Source organism: Flavobacterium sp. 2755 (assembly GCF_031455715.1).
Classification (GTDB): domain Bacteria; phylum Bacteroidota; class Bacteroidia; order Flavobacteriales; family Flavobacteriaceae; genus Flavobacterium.
Genome location: NZ_JAVDTG010000001.1, coordinates 732,434 through 753,697, shown reverse-complemented (window position 1 = coordinate 753,697; position 21,264 = coordinate 732,434). Strand labels below are relative to the sequence as shown.

The window sequence follows — 21,264 nt, the reverse complement described above, 5'->3', positions numbered from 1 at the left end:
TTATTAAGTTTCAAATATATTTGTGAATCGTATTTATATTTTAACAAATAAATTATGTTTCTAAAAAAAAACGCACTTTTAATTCTGTTTTTGCTGATTTCACTTGTTTCGACATCTCAAAACCAAAATACTTTTCTTTATGCCGGAAGAGTTGATAAACTTCAAAACGATCAAGTAATCTTAATAGGAACTGCATCTTCTGTATCTTTTAATTTTACAGGAAATGAATGTTCAATTTCGCTTCAAAGCGTTGATGCTTATGAACATCATAATTATGTTCAGTTGGTTTTAGATGGAAAATACATTGGAAAAATCAGAATCGAAAAAGGAGCCGTTCAATCATTTCCAATAAAAGTTACTTCCAATAAAAAAGAGCATCATTTAGAAATCTATAAAAATACCGAAGCTCAAAGCGGCAATATTTTGTTTGCCGGAACAACGGCAAAACTGACTTCGATTTCATCTAAAAAGAAAAAGAAAATAGAATTTATAGGCGATTCAATTACTTGCGGAGCGGCCAGCGATCCGTCGGATATTCCGTGTGATAAAGGCGAATATATGGATCATCATAACGGTTATTATGCTTACGGACCAAGACTTTCGAGAGAAATTGGTATAGATTATTTAATGAGCTGCGTTTCAGGAATTGGAATTTACAGAAACTGGAATGACGAAAATAAAGACGAAGCCATAATGCCGGATATTTATCAGAATTTATATTTGACAAAAGATCCATCAAAACCAAAATATGATTTTGCTTTTCAGCCAGATATTATAAGTATCGCTTTAGGAACAAATGATTTTTCTGGAGGAGATGGAAAAAAAGAACGTCTGCCTTTTAATCCCGAAAAATATGTTTCGAATTACATCAACTTTATAAAAATGTTGTACGAACATAATCCAAATGTACAAATCGTAATTACAAACAGTCCGATGGTTGGCGGAGAAAGAGCCGTTGTTTTTGAAGATTGTCTGAATAAAGTAAAAAACGCTTTCGCGGAAGATAAACAGCACAAAACAATTCAGATTTTCAAATTCAAACCAATGACACCAAAAGGCTGTTCAGGACATCCGGATGTTGAAGATCATAAAGTTTTGGCAGAGGAATATGCTCCATTTTTAAAAAAGCTGCTAAATGAAAAATAATATACTTAAGCTTATTTTCTTTTTTATGATTGCAAATAGCATAACAGCAAATGTTACGCTCCCGAATATTTTTGGAGATAATATGGTTTTACAGCGAAATTCAGAAGTTAAAATCTGGGGCTGGGCAAATCCAAAAGAAGAAATCAAATTAGTTTCGAGCTGGAATAATCAGGAATATAAAGTCGTTACAAATAATCAGGCAAAATGGGAGATTATAATCAAAACTCCTGAAGCCGGAGGACCTTATACTATTTCTATAAAAGGATATAATGAAATTGTACTGAAAAATATTTTAATTGGAGAAGTCTGGATTTGTTCCGGGCAATCCAACATGGAAATGTCTGCAAGCTGGGGAATCGATAACGGCGATGAAGAAGTTAAAAATGCCACGAATCCTAATATTCGATTTTTTACCGTTTCAAAATCAACGGCAATAACTCCGCAGAATAATGTATTAGGAAATTGGGTTGAATCGACTCCTGAAACAATGAAATATTTCAGTGCTGTTGGTTATTTTTTTGCTAAACGCTTACGTGAAGATTTAAAAAATGTACCAATCGGATTAATTTCATCGAACTGGGGCGGAACTCCAGCCGAAATCTGGATGCCGGAAGAAGTGATTCAAAATGATCCTGTTTTATTAGAAAATGCCAAAAAACTATACGAACAGGAATATGGCCCGCACCAACCCGGACGTGCTTACAACGCTATGATTGCACCAATTGTTGGATTTAAAATTGCGGGAACAATTTGGTATCAGGGAGAATCAAATGTGGGTTCTTTAGTTTACGATAAAACACTTTCGGCTTTAATTACTTCGTGGAGAAAAAACTGGAATGACGAATTTCCTTTTTATTTCGTTCAGATAGCACCGTATAAAACCGGAACAAATAATTTCTCGAATGTTACGGTTAGAAATTCTCAAAGAAAAATTTTAAAAGAAGTTCCGAAAACAGGAATGGTTTTAACTTCAGACATTTCAGATACAATTGATATTCATCCAAAGAATAAAAAATCAGTTGGAATTCGTTTAGCAAATTTAGCTTTGGCAGAAGTTTACAAAACAAATTCAAATTTGGTAAACGGTCCGCTTTTCAAAGAAATTAAAATCGATAAAAACAAAGTCACAGTTTCTTTTGATTATGCTGACGGATTGTATTTTAAAAACAAAATTTCGAATCAATTTGAAATAGCTGGAGCCGATGGAAATTTTGTTTCTGCAGAAGCTTCAATAAAAAATAATCAAGTGATTTTGACAAGTAAAAAAGTAACAAACCCAGCAAAAGTGAGATTTGCATGGGGAAATACCACACAGTCTGATTTGTTTAATAAAGCAAATCTGCCCGCTTCTTGTTTTACGACAGAGCTTTAGAGTTTAGATTGTAGATTTTAGTCCCGATAGCAATCGGGATTGCCCACGGATTTTACTGATTCAACTGATTTGCGCAGATGTTTTGCTCGCTTTTGTCAGGCTGAGCGAAGTTGAAGCCCCGCAAAGTTTGAAAAAAAAACTTAGAATCTTAGTATCTCAGTCCCGATAGCTATCGGGATAGCACCTTGAAAAAACTAAACCACATATGAAAAATAAAAAAATAATAATTTTTGGGGTTTTGTCCCTGTTTACTGTTGGAAATATGAATGCACAAAAAAAGCCGTATTTGGATAAAAACAAAACTATTGAGCAAAGAATTGATTTGCTTTTACCTTTGATGACATTGGAGGAGAAAGTGGGGCAGATGAACCAATATAATGGTTTTTGGGATGTTACGGGACCGGCTCCAAAAGGCGGAACTGCCGAATTAAAATACGAACATTTAAGAAAAGGATTAGTCGGATCAATGTTGACGGTGCGTGGCGTAAAAGAAGTTCGTGCCGTGCAGAAAATTGCGGTTGAAGAAACACGATTAGGAATTCCGTTAATTATAGGTTTTGACGTAATACATGGTTATAAAACGTTAAGTCCAATTCCGTTGGCAGAAGCAGCAAGTTGGGATTTAGAAGCGATTAAAAAATCGGCGGCAATTGCGGCAGATGAAGCTTCGGCATCTGGGATTAACTGGACTTTTGGACCAAACGTAGATGTGGCAAATGATGCGCGCTGGGGACGTGTGATGGAAGGTGCAGGGGAAGATCCATATTTAGGAAGCAAAGTCGGTTATGCGAGAGTAAAAGGTTTTCAGGGAGAAACAGTTGCTGATTTAGCCAAAGTAAATACAATTGCAGCCTGTGCAAAACACTTTGCCGCTTACGGTTATGTTGAAGCAGGTTTAGAATATAATATTGTGGATATCAGTAATTCTAAATTATATAACTCGGTTTTGCCTCCTTTTGAAGCAACTGTAGAAGCCGGAGTTCGTACGTTTATGAATTCATTCAACACTTTAAATGGCGTTCCGGCAACCGGAAATGCTTTTTTACAAAGAGATATTTTAAAAGGAAAATGGAAGTTTGACGGATTTGTGATTTCTGATTATGCTTCGATTCGCGAAATGATTGCGCACGGTTACGCAAAAGACGAAGCTGATGCAACTGCTAAAGCGGTAATTGCGGGTTCTGATATGGATATGGAATCGTATTTGTATGTTGCAAAATTGGTGGATTTGGTTAAGTCTGGAAAAGTTAAAGAATCTTTGGTTGATGATGCCGTTCGTAGAATTCTTCGTGTAAAATTCGAATTAGGACTATTTGATGATCCGTACAGATATTGTGATGAAAAACGTGAAAAGGCTGTTGTTGGAAGTAAGATCAATAATGACGGCGTTTTGGATATGGCGAAAAAATCGATCGTATTATTAAAGAACGAAAAGAATTTATTGCCATTAAAAAAATCAGGAAAAAAAATTGCTTTGATTGGAGCTTTGGCAAATGATAAAAATAGTCCGCTGGGAAGCTGGAGAATTGCTGCTGATGATAACACAGCGGTTTCGGTTTTAGAAGGAATGCAGCAATACAAAGACAATCAATTGGTTTTTGAAAAGGGAGCTGATTTATTAAAACAAAAAGCAACTTTCTTAACTGAAACGGTTTTCAACACAACAGATAAAAGCGGATTTGAAGCAGCAAAAATAGCAGCAAAAAGTGCCGATGTTGTAGTAATGGTTTTAGGAGAATACGGATTTCAAAGCGGCGAGGGAAGAAGCAGAACTGATTTGAATTTGCCGGGTTTGCAGCAGGAATTATTAGAAGAAATCTATAAAGTAAATCCAAATGTGGTTTTGGTTTTAAATAACGGACGTCCGTTGAGTATTCCGTGGGCTGCAGAAAACGTTCCGGCAATTGTGGAAGCGTGGCAATTAGGAACGCAAACCGGAAATGCAGTTGCGCAGGTTTTATACGGAGATTATAATCCGAGTGGAAAACTGCCAATGTCGTTTCCAAGAAATGTAGGTCAGGTGCCAATTTATTATAACAAATACAGCACAGGAAGACCAACAGACAGCGATAAGAATGTTTTCTGGTCACATTATATGGATGTGGAGAAAACACCGCAATTTCCGTTTGGTTTTGGATTGAGTTATACGACTTTCGAATATAAAAACCTGAAATTGAATAAAACTGCTTTTGCAAAAGGAGAAAATGTACAAGTAAGTGTTGAGGTTACAAACACTGGGAATTACGATGGAAAAGAAGTAGTTCAGTTATATATCCATGATGAATACGCAAGTATCGTTCGCCCGATAAAAGAATTAAAAGGTTTTGAATTGGTAAACCTGAAAAAAGGCGAAACTAAAACCGTAACTTTTACTTTAACTGATAAGGAACTTGGTTTTTATGATAATGAAGGAAATTATTTAGTTGAACCGGGAACTTTTAAAATTATGGTTGGAGGAAGTTCTGATAAAGGTTTACAAGATGGTTTTGAGATAAAAGAGTAGACGTTTTTGCCACAAAGGCACTAAGGCACAAGGTTTTTTAATCTCGCAAAGTCGCAGAGCCGCAAAGTTTTTTTTTAAATTTAAGATTAATAGCGTCCAGCTTTAGCTGGATGAAAAATATTAACGCAATCAAAAGGGCTTTAGCCAAACCTACAAAGTTTGGTTAAAGCCCTTTGTAACTTCCAATCTTATTCCCCCAGCTAAAGCTAGGGCTATGTAAAAAAAATCTTTGCGTCTTAGTGTCTTTGTGGCAAAACAAAAGCATTATTTTTCTAACTTTAAATTCTATTAAAACTCCAACCTTTAAACTAAAACAATGAAATATAACAGATGTGGAAGAAGCGGTTTATTACTTCCGGAAATTTCCTTAGGATTATGGCATAACTTCGGTTCAGTTGATAATTTTGAAAATGCCGAAAGTATTGCCGTAGAAGCTTTTGATAAAGGAATCACCCATTTTGATTTAGCGAATAATTACGGTCCGGTTCCCGGTTCTGCCGAGGAAAATTTTGGAAAAATATTGTGGCATAATTTTCAGGGAAATTTGCGTGATGAAATCGTGATTTCTACAAAAGCAGGTTATACGATGTGGAATGGCCCTTACGGAGACTGGGGTTCCAGAAAATATCTATTGTCCAGTTTAGATCAGAGTTTGAAGCGAATGAGCATTGATTATGTCGATATTTTTTATTCGCACCGCCCAGATCCAGAAACGCCAATTGAAGAAACTATGATGGCACTGGATCACGCTGTCAGAAGCGGAAAAGCATTGTATGTTGGAATCAGTAATTATTCGGCTGAGCAGACTCGTGTTGCGGTTGATGTTTTAAAACAACTGGGAACACCGTGTTTAATTCATCAGGCAAAATATTCGATGTTAGAGCGTTGGGTTGAAAATGGTTTATTAGATGTTTTAGAAGAAAAAGGAGTGGGCTGTATTGCCTTTTCACCTTTGGCACAAGGGCTTTTAACAGATAAATATTTAAATGGAATTCCCGAAAATTCAAGAGCGCATAATCCAAATGGACATTTGAAAGAAAATGAAGTTACGCAGGAACGTATTCAGAAATTAATCCAGTTAAATGAAATTGCTCAAAATAGAAATCAGTCTTTAGCGCAATTGGCTTTGGCATGGCTGCAAAAAGATAAACGAATTACTTCTGTCTTAATTGGTGCAAGTTCTGTAAAACAATTGTGTAATAATATTGATTGTCTTCAAAATACCGAATTTACACATGATGAATTGAATTCGATTGAGAAAATATTAGCATAAACATATTTCACACAACGCAAATTGTAGAGACGCACAGCAGTGCGTCTACGCCCAGTTTGCATTCAGAAAATATCAATTCACCACTTTTACCATTTTCACAACAAGATTTTTGTCTAAACCTAAAGTTGTTTTTTTGCCGTTTTCTAATAAAACAGGAACAGCATTTTTATTAATTGGCGAACCCGTTCCTTTAAAATTAGAAATTCTTAAATCATTAAAATTATTGATTTCGATTCCGTTTGTAAAATAAGGCATTCTGGTTCCAGTCCAGGTTAATTTAAAATCTTCAATTGTTAATCCGTCAACATATTGACCGTAAATTCCGGGAATGTCATGTTGAAAAAGCTGTTGTTTTTCGTCCAGACAGCCACGAAGGTCAATATTTCCACCCGCAACATCATTTAGTTTACTATCGATAAATTCGAAAGTTACGTTTTTGAAATTGATGTTTTGAGGCCGGCTTTCTTCAGAGCCATAAATTAAAATTCCGTTTTCGGCTTTACAGTTTACGTTGGTAAAAGTCACGTTTTTTATAACGCCTAATTTTTCTGTTTCTGTGCCCGCAACTTTTACTTTTCCTCGAACTGCCGAAATATGAATGGGCTCTCCATTTCCCCACCAATCTCCGGTTCTGAGTTTTGTTTCAATATTTACGTTTGATACATTTATGTTTTCTAAAGAACCCTGATCTCTCAGAAAAATTCCAATTCCTCTTGTCGAATTGGTAATATTACAATTTGAAATATTAATATTTCGAACTGAATTATGATCAAAATAACCAATTCTAATTGCACTCGAAGCCGACTGAAGGTTGCAGTTTACAATATTTATATTTTCTGATGAATGACGTAAATCTTTAAAACCAGGAACTTCAAAATGCGACGCATAACCAACCACAATAATAGCATCGTCTCCAGCGCGGACATCACAATTGCTGATTGTAATATTTTTTCCAGAAGTAATGTCAATTCCGTCTGCATTTGGCGCAAGCATATTAGTCCAAAGTCTGATTCCGTCAATGAGAACGCTATCGCAGTCGGCAATTAAAATAGTCCAGAAAGTCGATTGTGTAATGAAAACATCTTTAATCGTAACTCTTTTGCAATTGCTGAAAATAATAGTTTGATAAGGTCTTTCTTTTGGAACAATCGGTCCGTCGCCAATTCCGCCATCAACTACTTTTCTAAAGTTTTCTTTTTGGCGAGTGCCTGTAACGCCGCCCCATTCAATTTTTTTAGCTTTGGTTGTGTCAAAAAAAGTATCGCCGTTTGCATCAATAGTTCCCGTTCCGGAAATAGTTATGTTCTCTGAATTTTCAGTAAAAAACATTCCGTAATGAACACCGTTTACAGGAATATAATCATTAATATCTGCACTTCCTTTTAGTATTGCACCGCTTTCTAAATGCAGATTTACGTTGCTTTTTAAGTTTAAAGTTCCCGTCATGAAAATTCCAGTTGGAACAAAAACAGTTCCACCGCCATTTTTAAAACAAGCATCAATTGTGTTTTGAAGTGCTTTGGTATTTATTGTTTTTCCGTCGCCAATTGCACCGTATTTTGTTACGTCAAAAGTCTGTGCGTTTGCAATTATAGAAAAGAAAATGAATAATATGCAGATATGTTTTTTCATGAGGTTTGATTTGTAGAGACGCACAGCAGTACGTCTACGTCCAGTTTACGTTGCGTATATTCGTTGCACATAACATGCACTGTTGTGCGTCTCTACGGAAAATTGGGGTGAAATAATATTTTATTTTTTCAACTGTAAATTGTATTTTTTTACAATTTCTAAAGTCGATTTATCCGAAGAAAAAACAGAATTCAAACCTTGTGGTTCCTGCGGAGGATCTGTCGTTAACGGATCGCCGGGATTCCATTTTCCGTCTTTGGTAATTGCCTTTCCTTCGCCACCAAATCCCCAAAAATTTGCGGCTTGTAATGGACCATGATTTTTTACACTTTCTGCAACTCGGTTAAAAATATAATTGTAGAAAATATCTCGATTTATAACAGAAGATCCGGCATTTAAATTTTCGTTTTCTCTTGGCAGACCAAATTCTTCAATAATAATTGGACGTTTTAAATTGTTTGCGACTTTAATGTGATCGTCAATATATTTTCCGGCATTTTCTAAAGTTGTCGGAAGCGTTTTTTCGGCATTGTCTGCTTTAAACCAATTCCAGTTTTTTGGCCAAATATGCATCGTCAAATAATCGATATTCGGATTCTGATGCGTACGTTCAAAAATTTCCATGCTGTCATTTGAACTGTTTTTACCTTCAGAACCAGTCGAAATTAAGTGGTTTTTGTCTAGGCTGTCAATTAAATCGACAATGTTATTTAGCCAAACTGTGAATTTTGCTTCATTCTCTGGCGTAAAAGTTCGGGGTTCATTTCCAACCTGCCACGCCATAATGGTATTATCTTCGGTATATTTCTTTTTAGAATAGGAATTTGTTCTTTCAATAATAAACTTTACATGATTTTCTAAGCCTTTCATACAAGGCTCGCAGCTATGAAATTGTTCTGTATACGACATAAATTGCGGCCAAGTATTAGGTGGAATCGCTGGAATCGGAATTGCCCCTTTTCCATTCCATTCTAAATATTGCGACATTCCGCCAGACCATTCCCAGTTGTTTGTCAAATACAAAACGGCATACATTTTACGTTTGCTCATTTCGTTAATCAAGAAATCTAATCCGTCTAATAAATCCTCATCGTATTTTCCCTGCTCGTATTGCAAAGCCGGACGAACAGTAAAATCGTATTTTCCGCCATCGCCGCCAACTAAAATTCTTAGATTATCGATTCCGTTTTTTTGCAGTAAATCAAGTTCACGAAGAAGTCTTTTTCGGTCACCTACTTTTTTGGATGCCAGTAAACTTCCGTACCAATAATTGGTTCCAATATAAGCGTATGGTTTATCACCGTTATAAAATTGGTTTCCTTTTACAGTAATTTTTTCCTGCGCCTGACAGGCGATTGCTGAGAAAATTAAAGCAAAGCTGAGGTTTTTTAGAAATATGTTTTTCATTGTTTGTTTTTTATTTAGTCATTGCGAGGTACGAAGCAATCTCATCTCGTATTTCATTAGCAAATGTGCTTATTGTTAGTGTGGTTGCTTTGTTCCTCGCAATGACATGCTTTGTGTTATTTCGGCATTTCATACATTTTTGGTAGGGAATTCAATAATGCCGATTTTGTTTTGGTACTAAAAGTTTTAAAATCTGCGGCATTCGAAACAGAACCATTTGGAACATAATAACCGTCGCTGTTGTTGTTCCAAAACATTACATAACTTACCTGAATATCGTTTGCTGTTAAAGCATCATATAAATAAGTTGAAAACCAGTTTGTAACTGGCGGAATTGAACTTGTAACTCTATAACCCGTTTCGGTTAAAGCGGTGATTTTTACTTTGGTTTTAGCAATGTCAGATATCATTTTCAGCTTGGCATTGGCTTTGCCGGAACCTGTTGTACCTTGATTATTGAAATCTCCGTAATTGTCCATTCCCAGAATATCGACATATTTATCGCCTGGATATCGGCTTAAATAACTGCTTTCTGTTGTATATGAATTATCAGGAGAAAAAGCATATAAAATGTTATGAACACCTTTTGTGTTTTTCAAATAATCAACGGTAAATTGATAGGCTTGTTTGTATTCATCGGCGGTGCAGTAATTTGCGCCCCACCAAAACCAGCTTCCGTCGAATTCATGAAAAGGCCTGAAAATTATCGGAATCAATTCGCCATTTGCACCTTTTAAGTTTAAAACTACGCTGGCTACTTTGTCTAATTTTTTCTTGTACCATTCGTGATTGGTTCCGCCCGGTAAAATACTTTTAAAAGCTGTTGCTTTTTCTTGTGCCGACATATCGGCGGCATAGAAAGATTCGTCTTTAAAAGGTTCTCTTATATGCCAGCTGAAGGTGTTGATTATGCCTTTCGCGTAAGCGGCTTTAACATCGTTTGTAATTTTTACTTCTTGCTGGTAAAACCAGTTGTCGGCCTGATTGTTATTGTTTTTATCGGTAATAAACATAAAATCTGAACCTAAAACAGCCGGATCAAAACCTGTATTTTTTTTGATGTCAGAATCTCCTCCGGCATCCTGATAAAAGCCGTTAAAAGCATCTTGCTGACCAATGGCCACTTTAGTTTGTGCGAGTCTTTTTAAGTTGTAAAATAAAGCTGTGGTTTCTTTAGTTGCGTTTGCATCAACCATGTAAGTTGGTGCGTTTTGCGTTGTTAACGGATCGCTTTGTGTTGGTGGATCTACTATTATTATAGTTTCGTCTTCTTTTTCGTTATCGGAAGAACAGCTTGCAAATGCTAAAATCGATAGACTTATGCAGGCTATTTTTAATATTGTTTTTTTCATCTCTTATTTTTCGGTAGTTATAGCGTTTTGTTTTAAATACTCTTCTTCTAAAAGAGTGGTAACTTTTACGTCATCAAAATAAATGGTGCCGTTGGTTTGTGCGAGAGCAAGCATGATGCGGACTTTTTTTGCGTCGGTTGGAATTTTTACCGTTTTTTTATAATTCGTCCATTCGGTTGTTCCTTTTACCTGGGCAAAAGTTTCGGATATAATTTTTTTATCGCTTAAGGTTGTAAACTCTGCAATTGCTGCACCGGCTTTGTACGCTTCTTTTTGCTCTTCGATACTTTCAGATTTAATCCAAATGCTGAATTCTAAAGCGTAAATATTTTTCGGGATGTTTATCGTTTGATCAACGGCTTTCCATTCGGCACCAACAAACTGATTGATTGCCGCACAGCTTTTTCCTGATTTTTTATCATACGGAGTTATATAAGCCGCGTCGCTGCCGTTCCAGTTGATAAATTCATATTCGAAACCGGGATTTTTGACAAGGTTTCCCTGTGCGTTTGTTATTGTAGTTAGAAATAATAAACTAAAAAGAAAGAGTGTTTTCATAAGCAATATTTTTAATGCAATTAGTTGATTATTAGTCTAATTTGTAAAATAAGTTTTAACACATAGAAACATAGATTTATATTTAACTTAAAAAAGATTAAAGAAAGAAACTAGTTTCTCACACATAGGCTATGTGTATTAATGCAAGTGAAACGCCTTTGAAGACAAAGAGAAGCTATGTTTCTATGTGTTTAAATTAATTTCACTCAACGATTTTAAGTTTTTAATCTTTAATTCTCTGAATCAACTCCATACAAGCGCGGCTGTTATGATAAGGGCATTTCCAGAATCCGGCTTTGTCTTTTTCTATTAAAGAATAATCTTTGTAAATTCCCCAAAACCATTCGCTGTTTTTAAGATCGAGAATATATTTTTTTATGAATTTCCAGTTTTTAAAAACGATTTCCAGATAATCTTCATTTCCGGTTAATTGATAAGCGTTGTAAAAACCAATTAAGGCTTCGGCCTGAACCCACCAATGTTTTTCGGCAATTAATTCGTTTTTTTCAGGATCAAATTCATACCATAAACCTCCGTCAGAATCTAATCCTTCTTTGGTAACTTCGGCAATTTGAACGGCGTGTTTTCTATAATTGCCAACTAAATTTTCTTCTTCTAAAATCTCGGCACATTGCAATAAAAGCCAAGCCGCTTCGATATCGTGTCCGTATGAAATTACGTCCGGTTTTTCGATCCAGTTTTCATCAAAAAATAAACGAAGATGTCCGGTTTCGGTATTTATAAAATGCTTTTCAATTGTTTCTAATAATTCGATGCTGTTTTTTCGGAGCGTTTCATCTTTCCATACTTTATACAAATTTGCATAGGCTTCAATAATATGCAAATGCGTGTTCATTGTCTTTTTCTCGTTGGCATCTTTATCGCTCAAACGCAAATCTTCAATTGGCTGCCAATTTCTTGTAAAAGCTTCGAGATAACCTTTGTTTACAGGATCGTAACTGTGTTCCTGAATTTTGAAATATAAATTTTTGGCTATTTCTAAAGCTTTTTCATCTTTAGAAATAGCATAATATTCGGTTAAACCATAAATCGCAAATGCTAAGGCATAGATTTGATTTTTGGTATCTTTTGGTGTTTTGTCAACATTAATGCTCCAAAAAAGTCCACCAAATTCAGCATCATAAAAATATTTTGAAAGAAAATCAAAAGCCCTTTCGGCAATCTTTTTATGATTTTCTTTTTTGGTGACTTGGTAACTTGATGAAAAAGTCCAAAGAATTCTTGAATTCAAAACAGCGCCTTTTTCTGCATTGGCAATTAGGTGATCGTTAAAATCAATCTGACCTATAAAACCTTCGTTTTGAGTATCAAGCGTATGTTTTATCCAATAATTTAAAATAGAATCGAGCTCTGTTGTTAGTTCTGTTTTTAGCTGTTTTACAGTTGTACACACGATACTTAAATTGCGTTATTTTTTTCAATTTGATTGATGATAGTTTCTACTGAACCTGCAGAAATAAAAGTGTCTGCGGGAGTATTGATAACATAATCAACTAATTTTTCTACAGAAGAAACAGCAACGTGCATTCTTGTATCTGATGATGCATAATAAACGTAAACAGTTCCGTCGGTATCTTCGATCCATCCGTTTGAGAATAAAACATTTGATACATCGCCAACTCTTTCAATTCCTTCTGGGCCCATAAAATGTCCTGCCGGAACGTGCGTTACTTTCGAAATATCATTCAAATCGGTCATGAACATATACAACGTATAGCGCAATCCTGCAGCGGTATTACGAACGCCGTGAGCAAGATGTAACCATCCTTTTTCTGTTTTGATTGGGGCAGGGCCAAGACCATTTTTTAATTCGTAAATGGTGTGGTATTGTTTTCCGAAGATGATTTTTTCTTCTTTTACAACCGGATTTGTCATGTCGTCAACATATCCTAAACCAATTCCGCCACCGCTTCCTACGTCAATAAATCCATCTTGCGGACGTGTGTATAAGGCGTATTTTCCATTTACAAATTCCGGATGCAAAACAACATTTCGCTGCTGTCCGGTATTTGAAATTAAGTCCGGTAATCTTTCCCAATTTACTAAATCTTTTGAACGTACGATTCCTGCATTGGCTACAGCCGAACTTGTATCACTTTTTGGTGCTTTTGGATCTTTTCTTTCGGTACAAAAAATACCATAAACCCAGCCGTCTTCATGGTTGATTAAACGCATGTCGTAGACGTTTGTGTCTGGTTCTTCGGTTTGTGGAATTACACAGGGTTTATCCCAAAATTTGAAATTATCTACTCCGTTTGGACTTTCGGCAATGGCAAAAAAAGATTTTCTGTCAATTCCTTCAACACGAACTGCCAAAAGATATTTTCCATTCCATTTCATTGCTCCGGCATTAAAAGCTGCATTTACGCCAATTCGCTCCTGTAAAAACGGATTTGTTTTTTCGTTTAAATCAAAACGCCAGTTCAACGGAACGTGAGATGCGGTAACAACAGGATTTTTATAACGTTCATAAATCCCGTTTCCAGCATTTTCTTCCGGAGTATTTTTTCGTTCGATTAGTGCTTTATGTTCTTTTTCTAATGCTGCTTTTCGATCCAGAAAAGTAGTCGAAGAGGTTATTGTTGTCATTTTTGATTCGGTATCTGATTTATTTTTATTTTGTTTGGTCTCTTTTTTCGTTTAAATCTTGTTCTATCGTTTGCAGTTTTTCTTCAGATAAAGGATAGAATAATATAAAAGCGACTGATATTGCGGCTGCGATTGCAGGTAGTATACTTAACATTAATTGAATTCCGTTTTGGGTTACGGCAGTTTGTTCTACATTGGCTTGGAAACCATAATAACCTAAAAGCCATCCGGCTCCGGCACCGCCAATGGTCCATCCAAATTTTTGTGACATTGATGAAGCAGAGAAAACCAATCCGGTTGCTCTGCGGCCTTGTTTCCATTCTGAGTAATCGGCGCTGTCGGCATACATTGACCAGATTAATGGGAAAATGCAGCCTGCACAAATACTGATTAAAACCTGAAAACTCATAATTAGGAGAACGTCTTCTTTTCCGAAGAAATAGAACGCTAAACTTAAAATTGAGGCGATTGCCATTGCACCAAAAAAGGTGTTCTTTTTTCCAATTTTGTTGGCGATAGGAGTGGCGATAATTACGCCGATGATATTGGCAGCTTGTCCCAAAACCAAATAAATGGATGTTGGCGTCATATGAAAATCGGTTCCAAAAAGCGAGAAATCAAAATTTACAGAACTGCTTACATAATATTTAAAATAGTAAACTGCCGCACCGTCTCTAATGGAATTGAAAACTAAAGTTCCGATTCCGGCTCCTAGTAGAATCCACCAAGGTTTGTTTTTTAGAAGATCTTTTAAATCTTCTTTTAGGTTTGATTGTTCATTTTCGATAGGTTTTACCCTTTCTTTTGTAAAGAAAAAACAAGCCCAGAAAAATGCTGTTGTAATTACTCCAAAAACAATAATTGTTGCCAACCAGCCCGTTTTAGAATTTAGGCTTCCGCCGAAATAATTTACAAGAGGTTCAATTAACCAAAGTGCCAAAAGACTTCCGCCAAAGGCAAAAACCATTCTGTAGGATGATAATGTGTTTCTGTCTTTTCTGTCAGATGACATTACGCCCAAAAGTGATGCGTATGGAACGTTGATTAAGGAATAAATCATCATCATTAAGGAATAGGTTACGTAGGCGTAAATTATTTTTCCTTTTTCGTCAAAATCCGGTGTGTAAAAAGTTAAAACTCCAATTACGGCAAAAGGAATCGCAACCCATAAAAGATACGGTCTGAATTTTCCCCATTTAGTTTTTGTTCTGTCGGCAATGATTCCAACAATTGGATCAAAGCAGGAATCCCAGATTCTGGTAATCAAGAACATGGTTCCTACAACGGCAGGCGCCAATCCGAAAACGTCGGTATAGAAAAACAGAAGATACATACTAAAGATTTTCCAGAACATAGATGACGCGGCGTCTCCAAGTCCGTAACCGATTTTTTCTTTTAAACTAATTTTGTCGTGCATTAGGCTTTTGTTATTTTGGGTGGTTAATTATTTTTGATGTTTCTGTGTGTTTTTTTTGACGCGGATAAAACGGATTTACTTCGTAAAAACGCGGATAAAAACAGATTTTATTTTTGAATTCTTTAGCACACAGATGACGCGGATTTTTAATTTTTAATTCTCAATTTTTAATTTTTTTTATGTCTTTTTCAAATAAGGTTTTGTCGAGATTGTAATATTCAATGAAATCTTTTTCGCTTATTTGACCTTTGAATGGTGCGTAATAATGCATTTTTTGCTCTTTTTCCTGCCAACCGTGATTTCGCCATAATAAAACATAGGATATTTTATAATCGCCAATGGCTTTTGAGAAAGTTCCTGTCCACCATTTTGGATCTGGAACGGCTTCGTAACCAGCTTCGGCAACGGCAATTAATTTGTGTTTTTCAAGACCTATTTCATTTAAAATTTTTAGCTGATTTTGAACTTCTTCTATAAACTTTGTTCCTTCTGTATCATTGTTGTTTTGATAAGAATCGAAGCTTAAAATATCGGCAAAATCATCTCCGGGATAATTCGTTAGAAAATCTTCTTTTGAGCTGAAACTTCCTGTGTTGTAAACATAGATTAAATTATGTACGCCTTTTCTCTGCAGGTATTCAAATGTAAATTTCCATGCGGTTTTGAATTCTTCAGGAGTGCAATTTCCTTTCCCCCACCAAAACCAGCCTCCGGAAAGCTCGTGATACGGTCTAAATAGAATTGGAATGTTTTTTCCTTTTTTATCTTTTAAGGAAAGAAGGAAATTCGCGGCTTTATCTAACCACGAAGTAAATTTTTGATGATTTTCTCCGCCGGGTAAAATTGTTTTTAGAGAATTTGGTGTGTTATCCCAGGCACTTTTTCCGGTTGCAGGATTATCAAAATGCCAGCTTATTGTTGAGATTCCGCCTCTTTCATTGGCCTCTATAATATATTGTTTCATTTTGGCGAAAGGAATTCCGTCTATATTATTGGCATCGTCTTTTTCTAAACCTGCAATATCCCAACCGTAAAGAGCAGGATAATCTCCCACAACATCTTTTATGTCGCTTATTCCGTTTTCATATTTCCAGTTTACGCCGTAGGCTAAGTCATCTTGGTGACCAAAAAGATAACCGTTTTGTGTAAGCTGGTTTAGTTTTTTATATAGAGAAACGGTTTCAGGTGTTGCTTTTTTATCTGAAAGTGACAAATTCGTATTACTATTAATAGACTGTGCAGAACATGAAGTTCCTATTAATGCGGTGGCTAAAAGATTAAAAAAGTATTTTTTCATTTTCGAAAATATTGTTTTTCAGTGTATTCTCAACTTCTGGTTTGAAATTGCAAATCTGCCGCTGAAGCTTAATTTATCTATTTGTAATTCGGTATTGTTTTCCTTATAAAATTATTAAAACTATAAAAAGTTTAAGTATTAAAAATGATTAATGTTTATTATTAATGCTGATTTTATAAAGTTGATAATTCTATTTTTCAAAGATAAATTTATGTTTATAGCGTAATTAATATTATTTTATCAATTATATATCATATTATTGCAGGAAAAAATCAATTGATATCAGCTAAAAACAGTTTTAAGAGATGAGTACTGCTAAAAATTTTTATAGAGAAATCGCTCCGCTTTCTGCCGGAGATAGTTTTTTGGTCTTTGACAGGGTTAAAGATAGTTTTGATTTTCCGGTTCATTATCATCCTGAATTTGAGATCAATTTTATTTTAAACGGAAAAGGAGTAAGGCGAGTTGTAGGTGATAATATTGAAGAAATTGATAATGTCGAATTGGTTTTGATTGGGCCAAATTTATATCACGGCTGGGAATTAAATAAATGTACCAATAAAAAAATACATGAAATTACGATTCAGTTTCATAATGATTTGTTTCATGAATCTTTGCTGGCAAGACGTATTATGAATCCAATCCGTGATATGTTTAATAGATCTATTCACGGAATTTTATTTTCTAAAAAAACTGCCGAAGAATTAACTCCAAGATTGGTAAGGCTTTCTAAATTAGACGGTATGGACTATTTTCTGGAAATTACTTCCTTATTATATGATCTTGCCAATTCGAGAAATCAACGTTTACTTTCTACTTATACTGTTGATTATGATAAGTTTGATGATTATGATAAAATGAAATTGGTTTACGAATATGTACAAAAACATTTTGCTGATAAAATTACTTTAGATGATGTTGCGAGTGTTGCGAGCATGTCTATAATTTCTTTTAACCGTTTTATTAAAAAGCGTACCGGAAAAACTTTTGTCAATTATATTAATGATATCCGTATAGGATATGCTGCCCGCTGGCTTGTTGAAAAAGATATGAGCGTTTCTGAAGTGGCTTTTAAATCTGGCTTTAATAATATTGCGAACTTCAATCGTAGCTTTAAGGCTATTAAAAACTGCACACCTAGTCAATATCGTGAGGATTTTTCTGGATTAAAACGTATTTTATAGTGATACTTTTTTTGCACAAATAAATATTATTTTTAACGAAAACGTTTGATTTTTACAATTTCGTTAACTTTTCTTTATAGTTTGTGGTTGTTAAGGGTGGCTTCATTGCGAATAATTCAATATTTGTATGGTTTTATTTTATTATGTGTTTTTTTAAGGAGATATAGTAAAAATATTATCATTAAATGATGTAATACTATCGATTTGATAATCTCATCTGTTATAGATTTGTTAAATAATTTCGAAGTAAAAGTTACCCTTACTGCTGAATTATGGAATGAAACAAATTTAAACTAACCAAACACTTATTATGAAAAAACTAATGACTAACTTTATTCATTGGAACGCTAACCACAGAGCGGTTCCTCTGATTTTATTTTTGTTACTGACAAGTAATTATATTGCTGCTCAGGTTAAAGTATCGGGAACGGTATCTGATGAAAAAGGTTTATCGATTCCTGGTGCCAATATTTCGATAGCAGGATCAAAGACAACAACTTCAACTGATTTTGACGGAAAATATTCTATTGATGTTCCTGCAAATGGAACTTTAGTATATTCTTTTATTGGATTTAATACACAAAGAGTTGCAGTTGATGGTAAAAAAACAATCAATGTAATTTTAAAATCAAGTGCTGAAGACTTAAAAGATGTAGTTGTAATTGGTTACGGTACACAAAAGAGAAAAGATGTGAACAGTGCTATTTCCAGTATTAGTTCAAAAGATATTGAAAACCTAAAAGTTGCTTCGTTTGATCAAATGATGCAGGGTAAAGCAGCCGGGGTTGTTGTAAATAGTAACTCTGGTGAGCCGGGAAGTAACGTTTCGGTAAGAATTAGAGGGGTTTCATCTTTAACAGGAACAAACGAACCTTTGTATGTAATTGATGGTGTGCCAATTTCGGGAGATGCAAGAAACTCATCAACTTCTGGAAGAAATGCACAGGGAAATTCTAACTTTTCTAATAATGGTAATATCACACAAAGCCCTTTAGCGCTTATTAATCCAAGTGATATTGAATCTATTGATATTTTAAAAGATGCTTCGGCAACAGCTATTTATGGTTCTCGTGGTGCAAATGGTGTTGTAATTGTAACTACAAAATCGGGTAAAAAAGGTACTGGTAAATTATCTTTTGAAAATTCGTATACTATAAGTAACCTGCCAAAGAAACTTCATTCAATGAATTTGCAGCAATATGCGGCGCATCAAAATGCTTTGTCTTCAGTTTATGATCCAACTTCTTACAGACCAGAATTTGCTCATCCTGAACTTTTAGGAAAAGGTACAGACTGGCAAGATGCTATTTATGAAACTGGATTTATGAGTTCTAACCAGCTTTCTTTTTCAGGAGGTAAAGAAGGGGTGAATTACTATATATCAGGAGGAGTTTTAAATCAGGAAGGTATTGTAATAGAGTCAGGATTTAAAAGATACAATTTTAGAGCAAACATTGATGCTAAAGTTAATTCGTTTATAAAAGTTGGGGTTAATGTAAGCGGTGCCATTACTGATGAAAAATTAACGCTTAACGGACAGTTTAACGGAGTTGTGGCGACTTCATTATTAGCAACTCCGGATGTTGCGGTTAGAGAACTTTCGGGAGCTTTTGCAGGTCCGCCTGCTGGTGGAGCAACATCATTTGTTAACCCGGTTGCTACTTCTTTATTAGGATCAAATACATTGGTTAGAAAAAACTACTCAGGAAATTTCTATACTCAGGTTGATATCGTAAAAGGTTTGGATTATCGTTTTGAAGCGGGAGGTTATATATATGACAATTTAGGAGAAAGATTTGATCCAATGTATTCTTTGGGGAATGCAGTAAAAAGTTTTGCTAATTTATATCACAATCCTTCTACGGGTAATTCTTGGAACTTAAAAAATATGCTTACGTATAGAAACACTATTGGCAGACATAATTTTACTATTCTTGCGGTTCAGGAGTCAAACAGAGCGCACTGGGAAGGATATACAATAACAGGTTATGGTTATAAAGATAATAATGATAAATCATTAGCGGCTTCTGATTTGTCAAAAGCTGTTACAAGCGGAGTTTACTCAGGAACTCAGACTTTAGCTTCTTATTTAGGAAGGGTGGTTTATGACTTTGGTGATAAATACAGTGTTACCGGAGCAGTTAGAACAGATGGATCTTCTAAATTTTTCGTAGGAAATAAATGGGGTGTTTTTAGTTCTGCCAGCGGTTCTTGGAAACTTTCTCATGAGGATTTTATGGAAAGTACAAGAAAGTATGTTGATAATATTAAACTTAGAGTGGGTTGGGGACAAACTGGTAATAACCAGATTGGGAATAATTTATACGATTCTAATCTGCATATTATTAATAGTACAATGGGAACTTCTTACCTGCCATCAAATACGGCTAATAAAGATTTGAAATGGGAAACACAAGAACAAACCAACTTAGGATTAGATTTTACCATGTTTGATTCTAAACTTTCTGCAACGATTGATGTGTATCAAAAAGTTTCTAAAGATTTCTTGTATCAGGTTCCTTTGCCAAACTTCCTTTCTGGAGGAGGAGATTATGAAGGTGGTGTAAATCCTCCATCTTTTAACCTTGGAAGCATGAAAAATAAAGGTATTGAGGTTACACTTAATTATACGCAGCAATTTACGCCAAACTTTTCATGGAATGCAAGTGCAAACTTTACAAAATATGAAAATGAAGTTACCAATATGGCAGGCTTAAACATTGTTAAAACAATGGGTACGCTGGCTTATAATACTGTAACAGTATCAAGAACTCAGGAAGGTTTACCAATTGGTTCATTTATAGGTTATCAAGCAACAGGAATTTACAGAACAGATGAGGATTTATTGACTTATGGTCACGAAACTGCCGGTGGAACAAGAGTTGTGCTGAAAAACGGAACAAATTCATTATTACCAAACTTTGTAAAAGGAGATGTTATTTATAAAGATCAAAACAATGATGGTATTATTGATACAAAAGATTTAGTTACGATTGGAAATCCAAACCCAAAATTCACTTACGGGTTTACAAACAACTTTAAATACAAAAATGTTGACTTGTCTATTTTTCTTCAGGGAACTGCCGGAAACAAGCTTATGAATTTAACTCGTATGTCTGGTACTTTGAATAGTAATTTAGGAACTAATTATTTAACTGATGCTGCTGATTTTTATTCTGCAGATAATTTAGATGCTTCACTGCCTAGACCTTCTGCTTACAATGATATCAACAACGCAGTTTCGTCAAGAATTATCGAAGATGGATCTTACTTAAGAATTCAGAATGTAACTTTAGGATATTCACTTCCTTCTGACATCATCTCAAAAATAAAATTAACAAGATTGAGAGTTTACGCTTCTGGACAAAACTTATACACTTTTACCAAATATAAAGGATACGATCCTGAAGTTGGTTCTTATAATCAGGATGCGTTATTATCAGGTGTTGATAATGGCCGTTATCCTGTGCCTAGACAAATATCTTTTGGTTTTAATGTTGAATTTTAATACGA

At 35.0% G+C, this 21,264-nt stretch carries 14 protein-coding genes; 6 read left to right on the top strand and 8 right to left on the bottom strand.

The window, feature by feature from the left end; genetic code table 11:
* Positions 1-54 precede the first annotated feature (54 nt).
* The 4 genes from J2Y38_RS03180 (at position 55) to J2Y38_RS03165 (ending at position 6,294) form a co-directional block, all read left to right on the top strand.
* Complete coding sequence (locus J2Y38_RS03180) at positions 55-1,146, top strand: GDSL-type esterase/lipase family protein (RefSeq protein ID WP_309839489.1); 1,092 nt, start codon at positions 55-57, stop codon at positions 1,144-1,146.
* Positions 1,136-2,518 (top strand): sialate O-acetylesterase, encoded by a 1,383-nt coding sequence (locus J2Y38_RS03175; RefSeq protein WP_309839487.1) that lies wholly within the window; start codon positions 1,136-1,138, stop codon positions 2,516-2,518. Before J2Y38_RS03180 ends, J2Y38_RS03175 begins: the two co-directional genes overlap by 11 nt.
* Before the next feature lie 205 nt (positions 2,519-2,723).
* Positions 2,724-5,021, top strand: coding sequence for a beta-glucosidase BglX (bglX, locus tag J2Y38_RS03170; protein WP_309839485.1), 2,298 nt, complete (start codon positions 2,724-2,726; stop codon positions 5,019-5,021).
* A 316-nt stretch (positions 5,022-5,337) separates the two neighbouring features.
* On the top strand, positions 5,338-6,294 hold the full coding sequence (locus J2Y38_RS03165) for an aldo/keto reductase (RefSeq protein ID WP_309839484.1): 957 nt from the start codon (positions 5,338-5,340) through the stop codon (positions 6,292-6,294).
* 72 nt (positions 6,295-6,366) lie between these two features.
* On the opposite strand, the gene J2Y38_RS03160 is transcribed toward J2Y38_RS03165, so the two are convergent.
* From J2Y38_RS03160 to J2Y38_RS03125, 8 genes are all read right to left on the bottom strand, one after another.
* Positions 6,367-7,926 carry a glycosyl hydrolase family 28 protein gene (locus J2Y38_RS03160; RefSeq protein WP_309839482.1) on the bottom strand — a complete coding sequence of 520 codons (1,560 nt, stop codon included), beginning with the start codon at positions 7,924-7,926 and terminating at the stop codon, positions 6,367-6,369.
* Between the two features lie 120 nt (positions 7,927-8,046).
* Positions 8,047-9,333 (bottom strand): cellulase family glycosylhydrolase, encoded by a 1,287-nt coding sequence (locus J2Y38_RS03155; protein ID WP_309839480.1) that lies wholly within the window; start codon positions 9,331-9,333, stop codon positions 8,047-8,049.
* 116 nt (positions 9,334-9,449) lie between these two features.
* Positions 9,450-10,685, bottom strand: a complete 1,236-nt coding sequence (locus J2Y38_RS03150) for a glycosyl hydrolase (RefSeq protein ID WP_309839478.1) — start codon at positions 10,683-10,685, stop codon at positions 9,450-9,452.
* A gap of 3 nt (positions 10,686-10,688) precedes the next feature.
* Positions 10,689-11,243, bottom strand: a complete 555-nt coding sequence (locus J2Y38_RS03145; RefSeq protein ID WP_309839476.1) for a hypothetical protein — start codon at positions 11,241-11,243, stop codon at positions 10,689-10,691.
* A 223-nt stretch (positions 11,244-11,466) separates the two neighbouring features.
* On the bottom strand, positions 11,467-12,657 hold the full coding sequence (locus tag J2Y38_RS03140) for an AGE family epimerase/isomerase (RefSeq protein WP_309839473.1): 1,191 nt from the start codon (positions 12,655-12,657) through the stop codon (positions 11,467-11,469).
* 5 nt (positions 12,658-12,662) lie between these two features.
* The gene (locus tag J2Y38_RS03135) at positions 12,663-13,853 is read right to left on the bottom strand and encodes a glycosidase (protein ID WP_309839471.1); all 1,191 of its coding nucleotides are present in this window, start codon (positions 13,851-13,853) and stop codon (positions 12,663-12,665) included.
* Positions 13,854-13,878: 25 nt separating this feature from the next.
* Positions 13,879-15,270 carry an MFS transporter gene (locus J2Y38_RS03130; RefSeq protein ID WP_309839469.1) on the bottom strand — a complete coding sequence of 464 codons (1,392 nt, stop codon included), beginning with the start codon at positions 15,268-15,270 and terminating at the stop codon, positions 13,879-13,881.
* Between the two features lie 160 nt (positions 15,271-15,430).
* On the bottom strand, positions 15,431-16,567 hold the full coding sequence (locus J2Y38_RS03125; RefSeq protein ID WP_309839467.1) for a glycosyl hydrolase: 1,137 nt from the start codon (positions 16,565-16,567) through the stop codon (positions 15,431-15,433).
* A 305-nt stretch (positions 16,568-16,872) separates the two neighbouring features.
* Between J2Y38_RS03125 and J2Y38_RS03120 the strand changes: the two genes are divergently transcribed.
* Positions 16,873-17,751, top strand: a complete 879-nt coding sequence (locus tag J2Y38_RS03120; RefSeq protein ID WP_053473839.1) for an AraC family transcriptional regulator — start codon at positions 16,873-16,875, stop codon at positions 17,749-17,751.
* Between the two features lie 310 nt (positions 17,752-18,061).
* Positions 18,062-21,259, top strand: a complete 3,198-nt coding sequence (locus tag J2Y38_RS03115) for a TonB-dependent receptor (protein ID WP_309839465.1) — start codon at positions 18,062-18,064, stop codon at positions 21,257-21,259.
* The last annotated feature ends 5 nt before the right edge of the window (positions 21,260-21,264 follow it).